Source organism: Sphingomonas rhamnosi (assembly GCF_036663615.1).
Taxonomy (GTDB): Bacteria; Pseudomonadota; Alphaproteobacteria; order Sphingomonadales; family Sphingomonadaceae; genus Sphingomonas.
This window is the reverse complement of sequence record NZ_JAXOJJ010000003.1, coordinates 114302-130868: the sequence shown is the minus strand read 5'-3', so window position 1 is coordinate 130868 and position 16567 is coordinate 114302. Positions and strand designations below refer to the sequence as shown.

12 protein-coding genes are annotated in these 16567 nt (G+C 65.7%); 4 read left to right on the top strand and 8 right to left on the bottom strand.

Going from position 1 to position 16567, the window contains the following annotated elements:
• Positions 1–4: 4 nt before the first annotated feature.
• Positions 5–1393 carry a TIGR03013 family XrtA/PEP-CTERM system glycosyltransferase gene (locus U1701_RS08135; protein ID WP_332782056.1) on the bottom strand — a complete coding sequence of 463 codons (1389 nt, stop codon included), beginning with the start codon at positions 1391–1393 and terminating at the stop codon, positions 5–7.
• A 215-nt stretch (positions 1394–1608) separates the two neighbouring features.
• Between U1701_RS08135 and U1701_RS08130 the strand changes: the two genes are divergently transcribed.
• A complete protein-coding gene (locus U1701_RS08130) occupies positions 1609–2625 on the top strand; it encodes a mannose-1-phosphate guanylyltransferase (RefSeq protein WP_443026013.1) in 1017 nt (338 codons plus the stop codon).
• Positions 2626–2658: 33 nt separating this feature from the next.
• Here the strand turns inward: U1701_RS08130 and U1701_RS08125 are convergent, their stop codons facing one another.
• From U1701_RS08125 to groES, 3 genes are all read right to left on the bottom strand, one after another.
• Positions 2659–2916, bottom strand: coding sequence for a Uma2 family endonuclease (locus U1701_RS08125; RefSeq protein ID WP_332782054.1), 258 nt, complete (start codon positions 2914–2916; stop codon positions 2659–2661).
• Positions 2917–3161: 245 nt separating this feature from the next.
• Positions 3162–4805: a chaperonin GroEL gene (gene groL / locus U1701_RS08120; RefSeq protein WP_332782053.1), complete on the bottom strand. Its 1644-nt coding sequence runs from the start codon at positions 4803–4805 to the stop codon at positions 3162–3164.
• 102 nt (positions 4806–4907) lie between these two features.
• Positions 4908–5195 (bottom strand): co-chaperone GroES, encoded by a 288-nt coding sequence (groES, locus tag U1701_RS08115; RefSeq protein WP_332782052.1) that lies wholly within the window; start codon positions 5193–5195, stop codon positions 4908–4910.
• Between the two features lie 261 nt (positions 5196–5456).
• On the opposite strand from groES, the gene sppA reads away from it, so the two are divergent.
• Together sppA and U1701_RS08105 are read left to right on the top strand one after the other, a co-directional pair.
• Positions 5457–7403 (top strand): signal peptide peptidase SppA, encoded by a 1947-nt coding sequence (gene sppA, locus U1701_RS08110; RefSeq protein WP_332782051.1) that lies wholly within the window; start codon positions 5457–5459, stop codon positions 7401–7403.
• Positions 7400–7963, top strand: a complete 564-nt coding sequence (locus tag U1701_RS08105; protein ID WP_332782050.1) for a GNAT family N-acetyltransferase — start codon at positions 7400–7402, stop codon at positions 7961–7963. The genes sppA and U1701_RS08105 overlap by 4 nt, the downstream gene beginning before the upstream one ends.
• 100 nt (positions 7964–8063) lie before the next feature.
• On the opposite strand, the gene U1701_RS08100 is transcribed toward U1701_RS08105, so the two are convergent.
• A complete protein-coding gene (locus U1701_RS08100; RefSeq protein WP_332782049.1) occupies positions 8064–9350 on the bottom strand; it encodes a homoserine dehydrogenase in 1287 nt (428 codons plus the stop codon).
• Between the two features lie 91 nt (positions 9351–9441).
• Here U1701_RS08100 and U1701_RS08095 point away from each other — a divergent pair, with 91 nt between their 5' ends.
• Positions 9442–12201: a [protein-PII] uridylyltransferase gene (locus tag U1701_RS08095; RefSeq protein ID WP_332782048.1), complete on the top strand. Its 2760-nt coding sequence runs from the start codon at positions 9442–9444 to the stop codon at positions 12199–12201.
• Positions 12202–12248: 47 nt separating this feature from the next.
• On the opposite strand, the gene U1701_RS08090 is transcribed toward U1701_RS08095, so the two are convergent.
• The 3 genes from U1701_RS08090 to U1701_RS08080 all read right to left on the bottom strand — a co-directional run bounded on the left by U1701_RS08090 (position 12249) and on the right by U1701_RS08080 (position 16565).
• Positions 12249–15065 (bottom strand): TonB-dependent receptor, encoded by a 2817-nt coding sequence (locus U1701_RS08090; protein WP_332782047.1) that lies wholly within the window; start codon positions 15063–15065, stop codon positions 12249–12251.
• A gap of 320 nt (positions 15066–15385) precedes the next feature.
• A complete protein-coding gene (infC, locus tag U1701_RS08085; RefSeq protein WP_147083189.1) occupies positions 15386–15916 on the bottom strand; it encodes a translation initiation factor IF-3 in 531 nt (176 codons plus the stop codon).
• Between the two features lie 58 nt (positions 15917–15974).
• On the bottom strand, positions 15975–16565 hold the full coding sequence (locus tag U1701_RS08080) for a Uma2 family endonuclease (protein WP_332782046.1): 591 nt from the start codon (positions 16563–16565) through the stop codon (positions 15975–15977).
• Positions 16566–16567 lie beyond the last annotated feature (2 nt).

Below are 16567 nucleotides of genomic sequence, written 5' to 3'. Positions count from 1 at the left end.
AGCCTTACCGCGCGCCGGTAGGCCACAGCACGACCCGTAATGTCTGGAGAAGGATCAGCATGTCGAGGAAGGGTGAGTAGTTCTTGGCGTAATACAGGTCGTATTCGAGCTTGTGGCGCGCATCCTCGATCGAGGCGCCATAAGGGTAGTTGATCTGCGCCCAGCCGGTGATGCCGGGCTTCACCATATGACGTTCGGCATAATAGGGCAGCTGTTCCTCGAGCTGCTCGACGAACTGCGGGCGCTCGGGGCGCGGACCGACAAAGCTCATCTCGCCCTTCAGCACGGTCCAGGTCTGCGGCAACTCGTCGATCCGGACCTTGCGGATGAACCGGCCGACGCGGGTGATCCGTGGATCGGCTTCGGCGGCCCAGACCGCGTTGCCGGCGACCTCGGCGTCCTGACGCATCGAGCGCAACTTCAGAATGTCGAAACTTTCATTGTACAGCCCGACGCGGCGCTGACGGTAGAAGGCCGGGCCACGCGATTCGATCTTGATCGCGAGCGCGGTGAGCAGGATCACGGGAAGTGTGATGGCCAGCAGCAGCCCGCTAACGACGATATCGAACGCGCGCTTGAACACGCTCGACAGCATCCGCGTGGACGCAAAGCCGTCGGAGAAGATCAGCCACGACGGGTTGACGCTGTTCAGATCGATGCGACCGGTCTCGCGTTCGAGAAAGCTGGAGATCTCGCTGACCTGCACGCCGGTGGTGCGGACGCGAAGCAGATCCTTCAGCGGCAGCGCATTGCGGCGCTCCTCGAGCGCCAGCACGACCTCGCTCGCGTTGAGATCAACGATTTGCGCCGCCAGGTTTGGGATATCGCCGCGTGGGATGGCGTCGGCTATGGTCGGGGTCGGCTCCCCCATCGCGACGAAGCCAGCGACGACGAAATTGATCCCCGGCTGCGTCGCCAGCTCGCGGATACGCGCCGCGCGGCTGCCCGCGCCGAGCACGACAATCCGCCGCTTGAACGTCTCGCCACCGAGCGTGCGGCCGAGCATCGCGCGCACGGTGACGAGAAGGACGGTGGCGATCAGCGTCGAATAGAACAGGCTTGACCGCCAGAATGTCAGCGTGGGGACCAGGAAGAAGATCAGCGACAGGAAGACCACGCCGAGGACAATCGCCACGGCCAGCCGTGCCGCGGCGAAGCGCAGCGACAGGAACGAGCCGACGCCGTACGCGCCAACCGCTACGAGCGAGACCTGCATTGCCATCGCGAACGTGACGAGCTGCGCAATCCGCGTGCGGACCGGCTCTACGGCCATGCCGATCTGATGCGCGCGAACGACCCAGCCGATCTCCGCCGAGGCGATCAACAGCATTGCATCGACCAAGCCGAGCAACAGCACGGCATAGGGGACGTAATGCTTGAACAGCCGGACCATGGTTTGCGCTATCCCGACAGGCCGGTGTCAATAAATCCGACACCCGACGGATGCTGTCGCACATATTTGCGAACAAAGACTGAAGATTGCGATTTGGGCCCATTTGCGCGGCTCGCGCGTCCAATGTAGGCCTTGCGCCAACAGGAGGATGCATGACGGTAAAGACGATCGTTCCGGTGATTTTGTCAGGGGGGTCCGGAACGCGACTATGGCCGATGTCTCGGCCCGAAATGCCCAAACAGATGCTGGCGCTCACCGCAGCGGAGACGATGCTGCAGTTGACCGCGGGCCGCGCGCAGGGCGGCGTGTTCGGCGCGCCGATCGTCGTCGCCAACGCGCGGCATGCGGACCTGGTCGAACAGCAGCTCGCAGACGCCGGTGCGCATCCGCAGGCGCTGATCCTGGAGCCCGCCGGCCGCAACACCGCGCCGGCGATCGCGTTGGCCGCGATCGCCGCGGGGCGCGGTCATGAGGCGCTGCTGGTGATGCCGTCGGATCATGTCATCGCCGACCTCGACGCCTTCCACGCGGCGATCGAACGCGCGTTGCCGATGGTGTCGCAGGGCTGGTTGGTGACGTTCGGGATCGCACCCGACACACCCGAAATCGGCTTCGGCTGGATCCAAGTCGGTGAGGAACTCGCCGACGGCGTGCACCGCGTCGCGCGCTTCGTCGAGAAGCCGCCGCTGGACGCCGCCAAAGCCATGCTGGCGAGCGGCGATCATGCGTGGAACGGCGGCATCTTCCTGTTCCGCGCGGACAAATATCTAGAGGCGCTGGCGCAGTACGCCCCGGGCATGCTGGTCGCAACCGAGGAAGCGATGGCCAAGGCGCGACATGACGGGGTGCGGATCTATCCGGATCCAGTGGCATTCGCCGCGTCGCCCGACGATTCGATCGACTACGCGGTGATGGAAAAGGCCGAGCGCGTCGCGGTGGTACCGGTCGCGATGGGCTGGAACGATCTGGGCAGCTGGGACGCATTGCATGCGATCAGCGAGCGCGATGCCGACGGCAATGCGCATCGCGGCGACGGCGATGGCGACGTGCTGGCAATCGAGACCAAGAATTGCTTCGTGCGCAGCGATGGGGTGCGCGTGTCGCTGGTCGGGGTCGAGGACCTGATCGTGGTGGCGAGCGGGAACGACGTGCTGATCCTGCCGCGGGGGCGGAGCCAGGAGGTCAAGAAGCTGATCGAGGCGATGAAGCGCAAGGCCGATACGCCGTCCTGACGCAAGGGCGTGTCGAGGGCAGGTGACCGACGGCTAGTCGGTCGCGATGCGCTGGTGGATCGCCAGCGCTTGATTCTCGACGTCGATGAAGATGATCGTGTCGACGCTGGGGATCGCGCGATACTCGTCCTTTTTGACGGTCAGGTCGGACGATCGCGTCGAGGGAGACAGGACTTCGATCACGACGCGAGGATCGGATAGTGTCAGGTCGTCGGGCCTGTCGCCGGGGGCGCCGCAGTAGATCGTCAAGTCCGGGTAGCGGATCGACCGATCATGGGTTTGGACCGCCATGTTCCTCAGCCGTCAGGAGGCGGTAGTGGGGGTCCGTTCCCATGGCGGCAATGTACGCCCGTCGATCTAACAAAAAAAGGGGCCGGGACTTGCGTCCCTAGCCCCTTTTCTGGGTTGGTTGATCGGTCTGGGTCGGAGGACCGGCAGAGCCGATCCTCTTCGTCGGTCGAGACCGGCGGATGTCCGCCGGCTCGCCGTCCGTCCTTGGGCGTCCGTGGCCAGCATGGCCACGGACGCCCTGCGGATCAGAAGTCCATGCCGCCCATGCCGCCCATGCCGCCGCCGCCCATGGGCATGGCAGGCTTGTCTTCCGGCAGCTCCGAGACGGCTGCCTCGGTGGTGATCAGCAGACCGGCAACCGAAGCCGCGTTCTGCAGCGCGGTGCGGACGACCTTGGTCGGGTCGATCACGCCGGCTTCCACCAGGTTCTCGTAGGTGTCGGTCGCGGCGTTGAAGCCGATGTTCGAGTCGTTGCCGTCGAGCAGCTTGCCCGAAACCACCGCACCGTCATGCCCGGCATTGCTGGCGATCTGGCGAACCAGCGCGGTCAGCGATTTCCGCACGATGTCGATACCACGGGTCTGATCGTCGTTGGCACCTTCCAGGCCGTCGAGGGCCTTGGTCGCGTACAGCAGAGCCGTACCACCACCGGGGACGATGCCCTCTTCGACGGCTGCGCGAGTTGCGTGCAGCGCGTCGTCGACGCGGTCCTTGCGCTCCTTGACTTCGACTTCCGACGAACCGCCGACCTTGATCACGGCAACGCCGCCGGCCAGCTTGGCGAGACGCTCCTGGAGCTTCTCCTTGTCGTAGTCGCTGGTCGTGTTCTCGATCTGCTGACGGATCGCTTCGGTACGGCCCTTGATCGAGTCATGGTCACCGGCACCGTCGACGATGACGGTGTTGTCCTTGTCGATCGTGACGCGCTTGGCGGTACCCAGCATGCCGAGCGTGACGGTCTCGAGCTTGATGCCGAGGTCTTCCGAGATCATCTCGCCCTTGGTCAGGATCGCGATGTCCTCGAGCATCGCCTTGCGACGATCGCCGAAGCCGGGAGCCTTGACCGCTGCGACCTTCAGGCCGCCGCGCAGCTTGTTGACGACGAGCGTGGCCAGTGCCTCACCCTCGATGTCCTCGGCGATGATCAGGAGCGGACGACCCGACTGGACGACGGCTTCCAGGATCGGGAGCATCGCCTGCAGGTTCGAGAGCTTCTTCTCGTGGATCAGGATGTACGGATCGTTCAGCTCGACCGTCATCTTCTCGGGGTTGGTGATGAAGTAGGGCGACAGATAGCCGCGGTCGAACTGCATGCCCTCGACGACGTCGAGCTCGAATTCGAGACCCTTCGCTTCCTCGACGGTGATCACGCCTTCCTTGCCGACCTTCTCCATCGCTTCCGCGATCTTCTCGCCGACTTCCTTGTCGCCGTTCGCGGAGATGATGCCGACCTGTGCGACTTCGCGCGAACCCGAAACCGGCTTCGAACGCGCCTTCACGTCCTCGACGACCTTGATCACGGCGAGATCGATGCCGCGCTTCAGATCCATCGGGTTCATGCCGGCGGCGACCGACTTCATGCCCTCGCGGACGATAGCCTGCGCCAGGACCGTTGCGGTCGTGGTGCCGTCACCGGCGATGTCGTTGGTCTTCGAGGCCACTTCGCGCAGCATCTGCGCACCCATGTTCTCGAACTTGTCCTTGAGCTCGATCTCCTTGGCGACGGTGACGCCGTCCTTGGTGATGCGCGGTGCGCCGAAGCTCTTGTCGATGACGACGTTGCGGCCCTTGGGGCCGAGCGTCACCTTGACTGCGTCGGCGAGGATGTCGACGCCGCGGAGGATGCGCTCACGCGCGTCGCGGCCGAATTTTACGTCTTTGGAAGCCATGGAAGCTGCCCTTTCGAACGAATGTTGAGAATGTTGAGACGATAGACGGTATTTTCGGGTGGCTCGATCTTCGCCCTAAGGGCGATTCCGAGCCCGTCGGCGTCAGCCGACGATCCCGAGAATGTCCGACTCTTTCATGATCAGCAGGTCTTCACCGTCGACCTTGACCTCGGTGCCCGACCATTTGCCGAACAGGATCTTGTCGCCGGCCTTGACGTCGAGCGGCGTGATCGTGCCGTTCTCGGCGCGCGTGCCGGTGCCGATGGCGACGACTTCGCCTTCCTGCGGCTTTTCCTTGGCGGTGTCGGGGATGATGATCCCGCCCGCGGTCTTTTCTTCGGCTTCGACGCGCTTGACGAGCACGCGGTCGTGCAGGGGACGAAAGTTCATGGGGCCCATGTCCTTTAGGTTTGTGACAGATTTCTGGCACTCGTTTAGGGCGAGTGCCAATGGAGCGGATATGTGCCTGCTTCTCCTACATGTCAAAGGGGGGTGCCGGAATTTTAAACAGGTTTGGACCGAGTGCCGCGTCCGCGGGACGGACCGAGGCTAACCGACTCGGCCCCGGCGGGGGAGGACGGTCGAGCGGGGCGTATTGGCGGCATAATACAGGCCATTTACGCGCGTGCGCGCTTGCTCTAGCCATGCGGCATGACCGACAGCGCTGCGCCCTACGCCCCTCCGCCCGCCTCCTATGTCGACCCGGCGCGGCCGCCGCGGCGGAAATGGCGGTTGGTGCGGGGGACATGGAAGCTGCTGGTCGCGATCAAGGACGCCCTCGTCCTGATCGCGATGCTCATCTTCTTCGGCCTGGTGTTCGCAGCGCTCAACGCGCGGCCGGGCACCAAGGCGATCAAGGACGGCGCGCTGGTGCTCGAACTGAACGGGTCGATCGTCGAACAGCCCGAGGAACCCGCGAGCCTTGCGGCTCTGGCGAGCAGCAACCGGCCGCGCCAGTTTCGCCTGCGCGACGTGGTACGCGCGATCGACACCGCGCGGACCGACGACCGGGTCAAGGCGGTGGTGCTCGATCTCGACAATTTCGGCGGGGCGTATCCCGCAGCACTGGGCGAGATCGGCGATGCGCTGGCCCGGGTGCGCGCGGCGAAGAAGCCGGTGTTGGCCTATGCAACCGCCTATACCGACGGCAGCTACCGCCTCGCGGCGAATGCGAGTGAGATCTGGGTCAACCCGCTGGGCGGTACGCTGTTCCTGGGGCCCGGCGGCAACCAGCTCTTCTACAAGGGTTTGATCGACAAACTGGGAGTGACGACCCACGTCTATCGGGTCGGGCGCTACAAGTCGTTCGTCGAACCCTATACGCGCACCGAGCAGAGCGAGGACGCCAAGGCGGCGAGCCAGGCGCTGTACGGCACGCTGTTCGCGCAGTGGAAGGACGCCGTTGCCAAGGCCCGTCCGCAGGCGCGGATCGCCGAACTGCTCGCGGCGCCCGACAAGGTGGTGATCGCCGCCAACGGCGACATCGCCGCGGCCAACCTGCGCAGCGGGCTGGTCGACAAGCTCGGCGACCGAACCGCGTTCGGACGCCGCGTCGCGCAGATCGCGGGCAGCGACGCGAAGAAGCCCGCGGGCAATTTCAACACGATCAAATATGATGCCTGGGTCAGCGCCAACCCGCTGCCGACCACGGGCGACGCGATCGGCGTGCTGACGATCGCCGGCGACATCGTCGACGGCAACGGCCGCGCCGGCGCGGCGGGTGGGGATACGATCCAGAAGGCGATGCTCGACGGGCTCGCCAAGAAGGATCTGAAGGCGCTGGTGGTTCGCGTCGATTCGCCCGGCGGATCGGTGATGGCGTCGGAGCAGATCCGGCTCGCGATCCTGGAGGCCAAGAAGAAGGGCCTGCCGATCGTGGTGTCGATGGGCGGCATGGCGGCGAGCGGCGGCTATTGGGTGTCGACCCCCGCCGACACGATCTTCGCCGAGCCGGGGACGATCACCGGATCGATCGGAATCTTCGGGATCATCCCGAGCTTCGAGGCCTCGCTCGCCAAGCTCGGGGTGACAACGGACGGCGTGAAGACCACCGCGCTGTCGGGTCAGCCCGATGTCGTCGGCGGCACCACGCCGATGTTCGACGCGATCATGCAAGCAGGAATCGAGAACGGCTATCGCCAGTTCATCGCGCGCGTCGCGGCGTCGCGCAAGATGACGCCGGCGCGGGTCGACTCGATCGGCCAGGGGCGCGTCTGGGACGGCGGCACCGCGCGCCAGCTGGGCCTGGTCGACCGGTTCGGGACACTGAAGGACGCGATCGACGAGGCGGCCAAGCGCGCCAAGCTCGACCCGGCCAAGGTCCATGCCGAGTATCTCGAGAAGCAGCCCGGATTCCTCGCGACGATCGCCGAGAGTCTCGCGGGCGACGACGAGGAAGCCGCCGGTGGCGATGCGTTCGCGCGGATCGCAGCCGACCGCCGCCAGACCTTCGCGCGCGCCCTGGGCGACATGAAGCGACTGGCGTCGGCCGGATCGGTCCAGGCCCGGTGCCTTGAGTGCGGCGGGATCGGGCCCACCACCGGCGACATCGACGACGCCAAGCTGCTCGACTTCGTGATGGCGCGGATCGGGCTGTGATCGCGATCCGGCCGGCGACACCGGCGGATGCCGGCGCGATCGCGGCGATCTATGCGCCGCACGTGCTGATCGGCACCGCGTCGTTCGAGACCGACGTGCCCGACGCCGCGATGATCGCCGAACGGATGGCGGCGAGCGACGGGCTGTATCCCTGGCTGGTCGCGACCACCGGGTCGGGCGTCGACGACGGAGTGGTCGCCTACGCCTATGCGACTCGGTTTCGCGACCGCGCCGCCTATCGCTTCGTGGTCGAGACGACGGTGTATGTCGCGGACGCGGCGCAGCGGCAGGGCGCGGGGCGGCTGGTGTACGAGGCGCTGATCGACACGCTGCGCGCGCAGGGGTTCACCCAGGCGATCGGCGCGATCGCACTGCCGAACGAAGGCTCGATCAAGCTGCACGAGGCGGTCGGGTTTCGCCGCGCGGGGGTGTACCGCGAGGTCGGATACAAGCACGGCCAGTGGATCGATGTCGGCTATTGGCAGTGCGTGCTGGCCGAGCCCGCGACGCCGCCGGTCGAGCCGCGGCGGTTTGCGGATGTGGGCGTGGTGCGGGGGTAGCCAAACCTCCGTCATCCTGACGAAAGTCAGGATCCAGAGCCCAGCGCAGCGCCCGTAACCCTGGATCCCGGGACGAGCCCGGGATGACGGGGTGGGTGGTTCACCCCAGGATGTGCATCCACATCGGCTGACCCACGAGGCTCTGCGACCCGCGGAGCTTCTCCAGCGCCTGCGCGACGCAGCGTTCCGGCCCTTCGTGCGTGACGATGGCGACGAGCACGCCCCGCTCGCCGCTCGCCGCGCGCTGGATCAGGCTTTCGATCGAGACGCCGGCATCGCGCATCGCGGCGGCGATCTCGGCGAGGACACCGACGCGGTCCTCGACCGTGAAGCGGAGATAGGCGCGGCCGCGGCGTTCGCCGCTGTCCGCCTTTGGGGCCGCGGTCAGCGACGCGACGGGCATCGCGAAGGGCGGGCCATATTCGCCGCGGGCGATGTCGATCAGATCGGCGACGACGGCGCTGGCGGTCGGGCCATCGCCCGCGCCGGCGCCCTGGAACAGCAGGCGGCCGACGAAATTTCCCTCCGCCACCACAGCATTCAACGATCCGGTGACGTGGGCGAGCGGGTGATCGAGCGGCACCAGATGCGGATGGACGCGCTGGAACAGGCCGTTGGCGCCCGCCTCGGCGAGCCCCAACAGGCGGACGCGGTACCCCAAGGCGGCGGCTTCGGCGATGTCGGCGCCGAGCACGTGTCGGATGCCGCTCGCGGCGACGTCGCCAAACGCCGGCCGCGTACCGAACGCGATCGACGCGAGGATCGACAGCTTGTGCGCGGCGTCGACGCCGTCAATGTCGAAGCTGGGGTCGGCCTCGGCAAAGCCGAGCGCCTGCGCCTCGGCGAGCACTTCGGCGAAGTCGCGGCCTTCAGCCTCCATCTTCGACAGGATGAAATTGCAGGTGCCGTTGAGGATGCCATAGACGCGCGCGATCTCGTTGGCCGCGGCGCCCTCGCGCAGGCCCTTGATCACCGGAATGCCGCCCGCGACCGCGGCTTCGAACTTGAGCGCGACGCCCACGGCTTCGGCCGCTTCGCCGAGTTCGAGCCCGTGGTGCGCGAGCATCGCCTTGTTGGCGGTGACGAACGCCTTGCCCGCGCCGAGCGTGGCGCGCGCCAGCGTCAGCGCTGGACCGTCGGACCCGCCGATCAGTTCGACCACGACATCGGCGTCGCAGCGCGCGAGCGCGGTGGTGTCGTCGACCCAGGCGAAGCGCGACAGGTCGACGCCGCGGTCCTTGGTGCGGTCGCGCGCGGACACCGCGACGACCTCGATCGCGCGCCCGGCGCGCCTGGCGATCAGGTCGCGGTTTGCGTCGAGCAGGCGGATCACCCCGCCGCCGACGGTTCCAAGCCCGGCAAGGGCGACGCGCAATGGCTGTGTCATATTATTCCTCCGCTCGCGCGTCCGACTAAGGATCGCGTGCCGCAACTGCAATGCCCGTGACGTATTCGTTCGCAGGCCCTATCTGCGCGACATGACCGGCCGCTTCGACCATTTGCCCAACCGCCGCGCGATCATCGATCGCCGCGCGCTCGCCGAAACCCTTGCCGCGCTGGAGGGGACGGAGCGCACCGCGCTGCGCCACGCCGCGACCGCGTTGCTCAAGACCGCGCTCGACACCGGGCGGATCGAGGTCGAGCGGCGGCTGATCGAGAACCCGTCGCGCGGGCTCGAGGCGACCAGCGCGCAGGCCTATCTGATCGACCAGATCCTGCGGCTGATGTTCGATTTCACGGTCGAACGCCTGTACCGCCGATCGAACCCGACCGCCGCCGAGCAGCTGACGCTGATCGCGGTCGGCGGCTATGGCCGAACCGAGATGGCGCCGCATTCCGATGTCGATATCGGGTTCCTCACCCCGCTGCGGCAGACGGCCTGGTCCGAGCAGGTCATCGAAACGATGCTGTACGCGCTGTGGGACCTGGGATTGAAGCTGGGGCATTCGAGCCGGTCGCTCGACGAGATGATCCGGCAGGCCAAGGCCGACATCACGGTGCGGACCGCGCTGCTCGAAGCGCGCTACGTCTGCGGCGACGTCGCGCTGTACGAAGAAGCGGCGCAGCGGTTCAAGACGGAGGTGCAGGCCGATACGGCACGCGTCTTCATCGCCGAAAAGCTCGCCGAACGCGACGTGCGCCACAAGAAGATGGGCGACACGCGGTATGTCGTCGAGCCCAACGTCAAGGAGGGCAAGGGCGGCCTGCGCGACCTGCACGCGTTGTTCTGGATCGGGAAATATATCTACGACGTGCAGCGCGCCGCCGAACTGGTGGGCGTCGGGCTGTTCACCAAGGCCGAATACCGGCTGTTCCACCGCGCGGACAATTTCCTGCAGGCGGTGCGCTGCCATCTCCACAGCATCACCGGGCGCGCCGAGGACCGGCTGACGTTCGACGTGCAGCGCGAGATCGCCGATCGGATGCGGTTCTCCGACCGGCCGGGGAAGTCGAAGGTCGAGCGGTTCATGCAGTTCTATTTCCTGCAGGTGAAGGTCGTCGGCAGCCTGAGCGGGGTGTTCCTGGCGCATCTCGACGAGCAGTTCGCGGCGCGCGGGCGGCGCTTTGGGCTGCCGACGATCCGGCGCAGCCCACGCAAGCTGAAGGGGTTCGTGCTCGATCGCGGCCGGCTGGCGCTGCCTTCGGACGATTTCTTCCGGCAGGATCCGGCGCGGCTGATCGAACTGTTCCAGCTAGCCGACAAGCACGGCCTGGAGATCCACCCGCTGGCGATGCGCGCCGCGGCGCGCGATGCGAAACTGGTCGACGAGGTGCGCAACAGCCCGAGCGCCAACGCGCTGTTCCTCGACGTGCTGACGAGCCCCCGCGACCCCGAACTCGTGCTGCGCTGGATGAACGAGGCGAGCGTGTTCGGGCGGTTCGTCCCCGATTTCGCGCGCGTCGTGGCGCAGATGCAGTTCGACATGTACCATCACTATACCGTCGACGAGCATACGATCCGCGCGATCGGGCTGCTCAGCCGGATCGAGCGCGGCGACCTGCGTGACGACCATCCGCTCGCGACCGCGATCTTCGACCAGATCGTGTCGCGGCGTGCGCTGTACGTCGCGGTGCTGCTGCACGACATCGCCAAGGGGCGCGGCGGCGACCATTCGATCCTCGGCGCAGAGGTCGCGCGGCGGATGTGCCCGCGGTTCGGGCTGACCGCGGCCGAGACCGAGACGGTCGCCTGGCTGGTCGAGAAGCACCTGTTGATGTCGGCGACGGCGTTCAAGCGCGACCTGTCGGACTTCAAGACGATCCTCGATTTCTGCGACGTGGTGCAAAGCCCCGAACGGCTGCGGCTGTTGCTGGCGCTGACCGTGGTCGACATCCGCGCGGTGGGCCCCGGCGTGTGGAACGGCTGGAAGCGGCAGCTGCTGTCGGATCTGTACGAATCCGCCGAGGAGGTGCTGCGGCTGGGGCACAAGCAGAAGGGCCGCGCGGAGCGGATCGCGGCGAAGCAGGCGATGCTGCAAAGCGCGCTCGGCTGGGACGACGCGGCGTTCGCGAGCTTCGTGCGGCGGATGCCTGAGGCCTATTGGGTCGCCGAACCCGACGATGTGCTGGCGCACAATGCGCGATTCATCGCTGCGGCAGGCGCAATTGGGGACGGGGCGAATCTGGCGATCGACGCGCAGGTCTATCCGGGGCGCGGCGCGACGTTGGTCACGATCTATGCCGCGGATCATCCGGGGCTGTTCTACCGGATCGCGGGCGCGATCCATGTCGCCGGCGGCAACATCATCGATGCGCGGATCCACACGACGCGCGACGGCATGGCGGTCGACAATTTCCTGGTGCAGGATCCGTTCGGTCGCCCGTTCGACGACGAGGGCCAGCTGGCGCGGCTACGGACCGCGATCGAGGATGCGCTCGCCAATCGCGGCAAGCTGACCGACCGGCTGGTCGCGAAGGCGCTGCCGCGGGTGCGCGCGGAGGCGTTCGAGATCGTCCCCAACGCGCTGATCGACAACAAGGCGTCGAACCGGTTCACCGTGGTCGAGGTCAACGCGCGCGACCGGCCGGCGCTGCTCAACCAGCTCGCGCACGCGCTGTTCCAGTCGAAGGTGACGATCCATTCGGCGCATGTCGCGACGTACGGCGAACGCGCGGTGGATACCTTCTACGTGACCGACCTCACCGGGGACCGGATCGTCGCGCCGGCGCGGCTGAAGACGCTCGAGCGGCGGTTGCTCGCGGCGGCGGCGGGGGAAGAGATCGATCTGGCGGCCTGAACCCCGCCGTCCCCCAGGAACAAGTCCGGGGCGACGGCGGGTCTAGATCAGAACCGCGTGCGGAGCGTCAGGCCGTAGGTGCGCGGCTCGGCCAGGTAGGACGTGAAGATCTGGTTCCCCACGCCCCCGAACGCCTGGACCTGCGACTGGCTGCCGGCGCCCTGGAACGGCGCGTTGAAGGCGACCTGCTGGTAGTTGGTGTCGAGCAGGTTCTGCGCCCAGACTTCCAGCGCCCAGCGCTGTTCGGGTCCGCGGATGCCGACGCGCGCGTTCATCAGGAAGAACCCGTCCTGCTCCTTCTCAGCGAACAGGTCCGAGCCGGTGTTATAGTCGCTGGTCATGCGGCCATCGACGTAGAACAGCGCGGTGATCCCCGACGAGCCGATCTCCGGCGTCCAGGTGGTCGATGCCGTCACCGTATGCTTGGGCGCATTCGAGATGGTGCTGCCCGACAGCAGGAACAGTGCGGGATCGAGTGCCTCGCCGGTCTGCGACCCGACCAGGTTGTTCTTGAACTTCGTGTCGACGAACGTGTAGCCGAGCCCGACCTGGAAATTGCGCGCCGGATACATGCCGGTCTCGATTTCGAAGCCCTGCGAACGCACTCCGTACTGGACCTTGCCCGTGCAGGCGCCGGTGGTGGCGCTGGCATCGCGATCGGCGCCATTGAGGCTGGTGTCGCACGAGCTGATGTTCTGAACGATGAAGTTGGTGCCGTTGAAGGTATTCAGCTGGAAGTTCTTGAAGTCCTGCCGGAAGCCCGCGACGTTCAGCGTGAAGTCGCGCGAGGTGTATTTGACGCCGACTTCGTATGCGTTGACGGTTTCGGGGTCGAACCGCAAACGGCTGGCGCTGGCGTTGGTGGGCGCGCTGAACACGTTGGCGGTCAGATCCGAACGATCGAGGTTATAGCCGCCCGCCTTGTAGCCGCGCGAATAGGACGCGTAGAGCAGGGTGTCGGTGTACGGCTTGTACGAGATGATGCCGGTGCCGCTGAACTCGCCTTCCTTGAACCCGTCATTGAGGTCGAGGGTGTTGAGCGCCGAGGTCGAGTTGCCGGTGCAGGTCAGCGTGACGATGCCGCCGACGATCTGGTTCAGCTGCGCGCGCGTTGCGGCCGGGAGACCGGGCGTCGTGGCGATAGCGTTGAATACCGCGGCGCCGGTCGCCTGTTGCGCCGGACAGATCGTATTGTTGTTCTGAAAATCGCCGTGGAAGTCCTTCTGCTCGTGCGTATAGCGCAGGCCGCCGGTGATCGAGAGCTTGTCGGTGAGCTTGAAGATGTTGTGCGTGAAGAACGCGTAGTTCTTGCTGTCCTGATAATAGGTCGACCTGGTGTCGCCGAGATTGTTGAGCGTGCTGAGCCGATCGACCATGCCGAGAATCGTCGGGGTGAGTGCACCGAACGCGGGTGTCGTACCCGGCAATTGCCCGCCCAACGTCGCACGGCCCCCTGCGCTCAGACAACCCGGATTGAGCGGATTGCGCAATGCCGCAGCCGGGTTGATCGTCGCGACGATGCGGCAGGCGGCGAACGCGCCGTACTGCGTGCCGAACTTCAGATTGTCGGCGACGACCAGGTCTTCCTTCGAGAAATAGCCGCCGATCAGCCAGTCGAGCTTGTCGTCGAACAGCGAGCCGTTGAGGCGGACTTCCTGCGTGAAGGTGTGGAACTGGCGGTACGCGTTGCCGTCATCGGCGCGGTAGCCGATGTCGAGATTGCCGTAATCGATGTCGGCGGCGTTGCCCGACTTATATTCGCGGTAGGCGGTGATCGAGGTCAGCTGTGCGAAGCCGAGATTGGCGTCGATCTGCGCGGAACCGCCATAATCCTTGGTGATGTTCGCATAAGCCTTGCCCGGCGAATTCGCGATGCGGCGATTGAACGGATCGCCCGCGCTCGGGAAGACCGCACCCATGCTCTGCATGACCTGGACGATGCGGTTGCCCGCCGGGTTGATCGCGAAGTCGCCGGCGACGGTCGGGGTCGGATCGATCTTCTCGTCGGTGTTGATATACACTGCGCCGCAGCATTTCTCGTCGCGGCGCGTGTAATCGCCGATCAGCCGGACCGAGACGTCGGCCGAGGGCTCGAACAGCAGCTGCCCGCGGACGAAATAGCGGTTGCGGTCGTTGTAGTCGGTCTTGTTGACGACGTCGTAGAGATAGCCGTCGCGCTTGCCGAACACGCCGTCGAGGCGGAACGCCAGCTTGTCCGCGATGATCGGACCGGTGAGGCCCCCGGCGATGCGGATATTGTTGTAATTGCCGTAGGTCGCCTCGGCATAGCCGCCGAACTTATAGTCGGGCAGCTTGGTCAGGATGTTGATCGTACCGGCCGACGCGTTGCGGCCGGCCAGCGTGCCCTGCGGCCCGCGCAGCACTTCGATCCGTTCGACTTCGCCGAGATCGTTGAGACCCGAGCCGGTGCGGCTGCGATAGACGCCGTCGATGAACACCGCGACCGAGCTTTCGAGGCCGGGGTTGTCGCCGACCGTGCCGATGCCGCGGATACGCGCCGAGGCGTTGGCTTCGCTGCCGGTCGAGGAGACGAGCAGCGAGGGCACGAGCTGGGTCGCCTGACGGATGTCGGTGGCGCCGGTATTCTCCAGCGCGGCCGAACCGACCGCGGAGACCGCGACGGGCACGTTGGACAGGCGTTCTGCGCGACGGGTCGCGGTGATGACGATGTCGCCGACGTTGCGCGTATCGTCGTCCTGCGCGACCGAGCCTTGCGCGGTGCCGGGAGTCGACGTCGTGGCGGCCTGCGCCTCGCCTTGCGTAGTAGGCACATCCTGCGCGAAGGCCGGGACGGTCAGCGCCGCGGTGGCGACAGCGGACAACAGATATGCGATCCTACGCATCGGCATTCTCTCCTGATCTATTCGAATTGTTTCGAACTTATGGTTTGTTTCGAAAGGTAAGGAGATGCAGGCGTGAACGTCCATTAATTTCCGTATGCGGAAAGCGTTTTTTGAAGATTGTGTCTCGTACGCAACACTGGATTTACCTGTTCATGCGGTCGGCACCGGCGATCATCGTCACCCTATCAGGTTCTCGATGAAGCGGGACCCCGGGTCGAGCCCGGGGTGACGGGCTACGCCATCTTGCCTAGACGCAAAACGGCCGGCCCGACGCGTTGCATCGGACCGGCCGTGTCGAGTCGCCACGTGCGGCGCGCGTTTTACTTGGGTGCGAGCACCATCAGCATCTGGCGGCCTTCCATGCGCGGATAGGCTTCGACCTTCGCGACTTCGGCGACGTCGTCCTGCACGCGCTTGAGCAGGTTCATGCCGAGCTGGCCGTGGCTGAGCTCGCGACCGCGGAAGCGCAGCGTGATCTTGACCTTATCGCCCTCGCCGATGAAGTCGTTCACCTTCTTCATCTTCGTGTCGTAATCATGGTCGTCGATGTTCGGACGCATCTTGATCTCCTTGATCTCCTGCGTCTTCTGCGACTTGCGTGCGAGGTTCGCCTTCTTCTGCGCCTCATACTTGAACTTGCCGACGTCGAGGAACTTGGCGACGGGCGGATCGGCGTTGGGCGATACCTCTACGAGGTCGAGCCCGTGCTCGGCAGCCTGCTCCATCGCCTCGCGCGTGAACATTACGCCGAGGTTCTCGCCCTCATGGTCGATCACGCGGACCTTGGGGCTGACGATGAATTCGTTGAATCGGGGGCCGTTCATCGGCGGCGCCTGCATCGGCCGGCGCATCGTGGGAGGACGTATGGGTTTGCTCCTGTGGTTTTGCTATTCTCCCATATAGCGCATCTCACGGTCGTTTTGAAGGCGGTCCGTCGATCACGTCGAGACGAATGGCGATATCGGGCAGAAGCAGCGCACATACCGTGTCATGCGCTTCATATTCCTCGACATCGGTATAGCCACCGTCGACCGGCGCGCGGTGCACGCGGATCGTCTTGCGGATCGCGTCGACCACCCAATAATCGCGCACGCCGTGACGGGCGTATTTGCCCGCCTTCACCCGGAGATCGAACCCCAGCGACGAGACGGCGACCTCGATCAGCAACAGCAGGTCGGTGCCCCGGACGTCCTGCGATCCGATATCGCGCGGCCACAAAGCGAGATCGGGCTCGAGCATCGTCGTTTCGCTGAAGCTCACCGATGGCTCGACGAACACCCCGATCTCGGGCGGTTTGGTAAAGACCAGCGCCTCGTTCAGCCGGGACTTCATGCGTTCGTGATGGCTGAACTTGGCAGCGGCCATCGGCACGATCTCCCCGTCGATCAGTTCGAAGCGGTCGCGATCGTCGATCACGCCGGCGTCCTGCAACGCATAGACCTCCGCGACCGTCAGGCGCGCGGGGATCAGCCCATTCCTGATGTTCTGGAAGATCGTCATGG

What these genes read in the sequence shown, in the direction of transcription:
- U1701_RS08135 (WP_332782056.1), bottom strand. Translation starts at nt 1,393, where the DNA reads ATGGTCCGGCTGTTCAAGCATTACGTCCCCTATGCCGTGCTGTTGCTC.
- U1701_RS08130 (WP_443026013.1), top strand. Translation starts at nt 1,609, where the DNA reads ATGTCTCGGCCCGAAATGCCCAAACAGATGCTGGCGCTCACCGCAGCG.
- U1701_RS08125 (WP_332782054.1), bottom strand. Translation starts at nt 2,916, where the DNA reads ATGGCGGTCCAAACCCATGATCGGTCGATCCGCTACCCGGACTTGACG.
- groL (WP_332782053.1), bottom strand. Translation starts at nt 4,805, where the DNA reads ATGGCTTCCAAAGACGTAAAATTCGGCCGCGACGCGCGTGAGCGCATC.
- groES (WP_332782052.1), bottom strand. Translation starts at nt 5,195, where the DNA reads ATGAACTTTCGTCCCCTGCACGACCGCGTGCTCGTCAAGCGCGTCGAA.
- sppA (WP_332782051.1), top strand. Translation starts at nt 5,457, where the DNA reads ATGACCGACAGCGCTGCGCCCTACGCCCCTCCGCCCGCCTCCTATGTC.
- U1701_RS08100 (WP_332782049.1), bottom strand. Translation starts at nt 9,350, where the DNA reads ATGACACAGCCATTGCGCGTCGCCCTTGCCGGGCTTGGAACCGTCGGC.
- U1701_RS08095 (WP_332782048.1), top strand. Translation starts at nt 9,442, where the DNA reads ATGACCGGCCGCTTCGACCATTTGCCCAACCGCCGCGCGATCATCGAT.
- U1701_RS08090 (WP_332782047.1), bottom strand. Translation starts at nt 15,065, where the DNA reads ATGCGTAGGATCGCATATCTGTTGTCCGCTGTCGCCACCGCGGCGCTG.
- infC (WP_147083189.1), bottom strand. Translation starts at nt 15,916, where the DNA reads ATGCGCCGGCCGATGCAGGCGCCGCCGATGAACGGCCCCCGATTCAAC.
- U1701_RS08080 (WP_332782046.1), bottom strand. Translation starts at nt 16,565, where the DNA reads ATGACGATCTTCCAGAACATCAGGAATGGGCTGATCCCCGCGCGCCTG.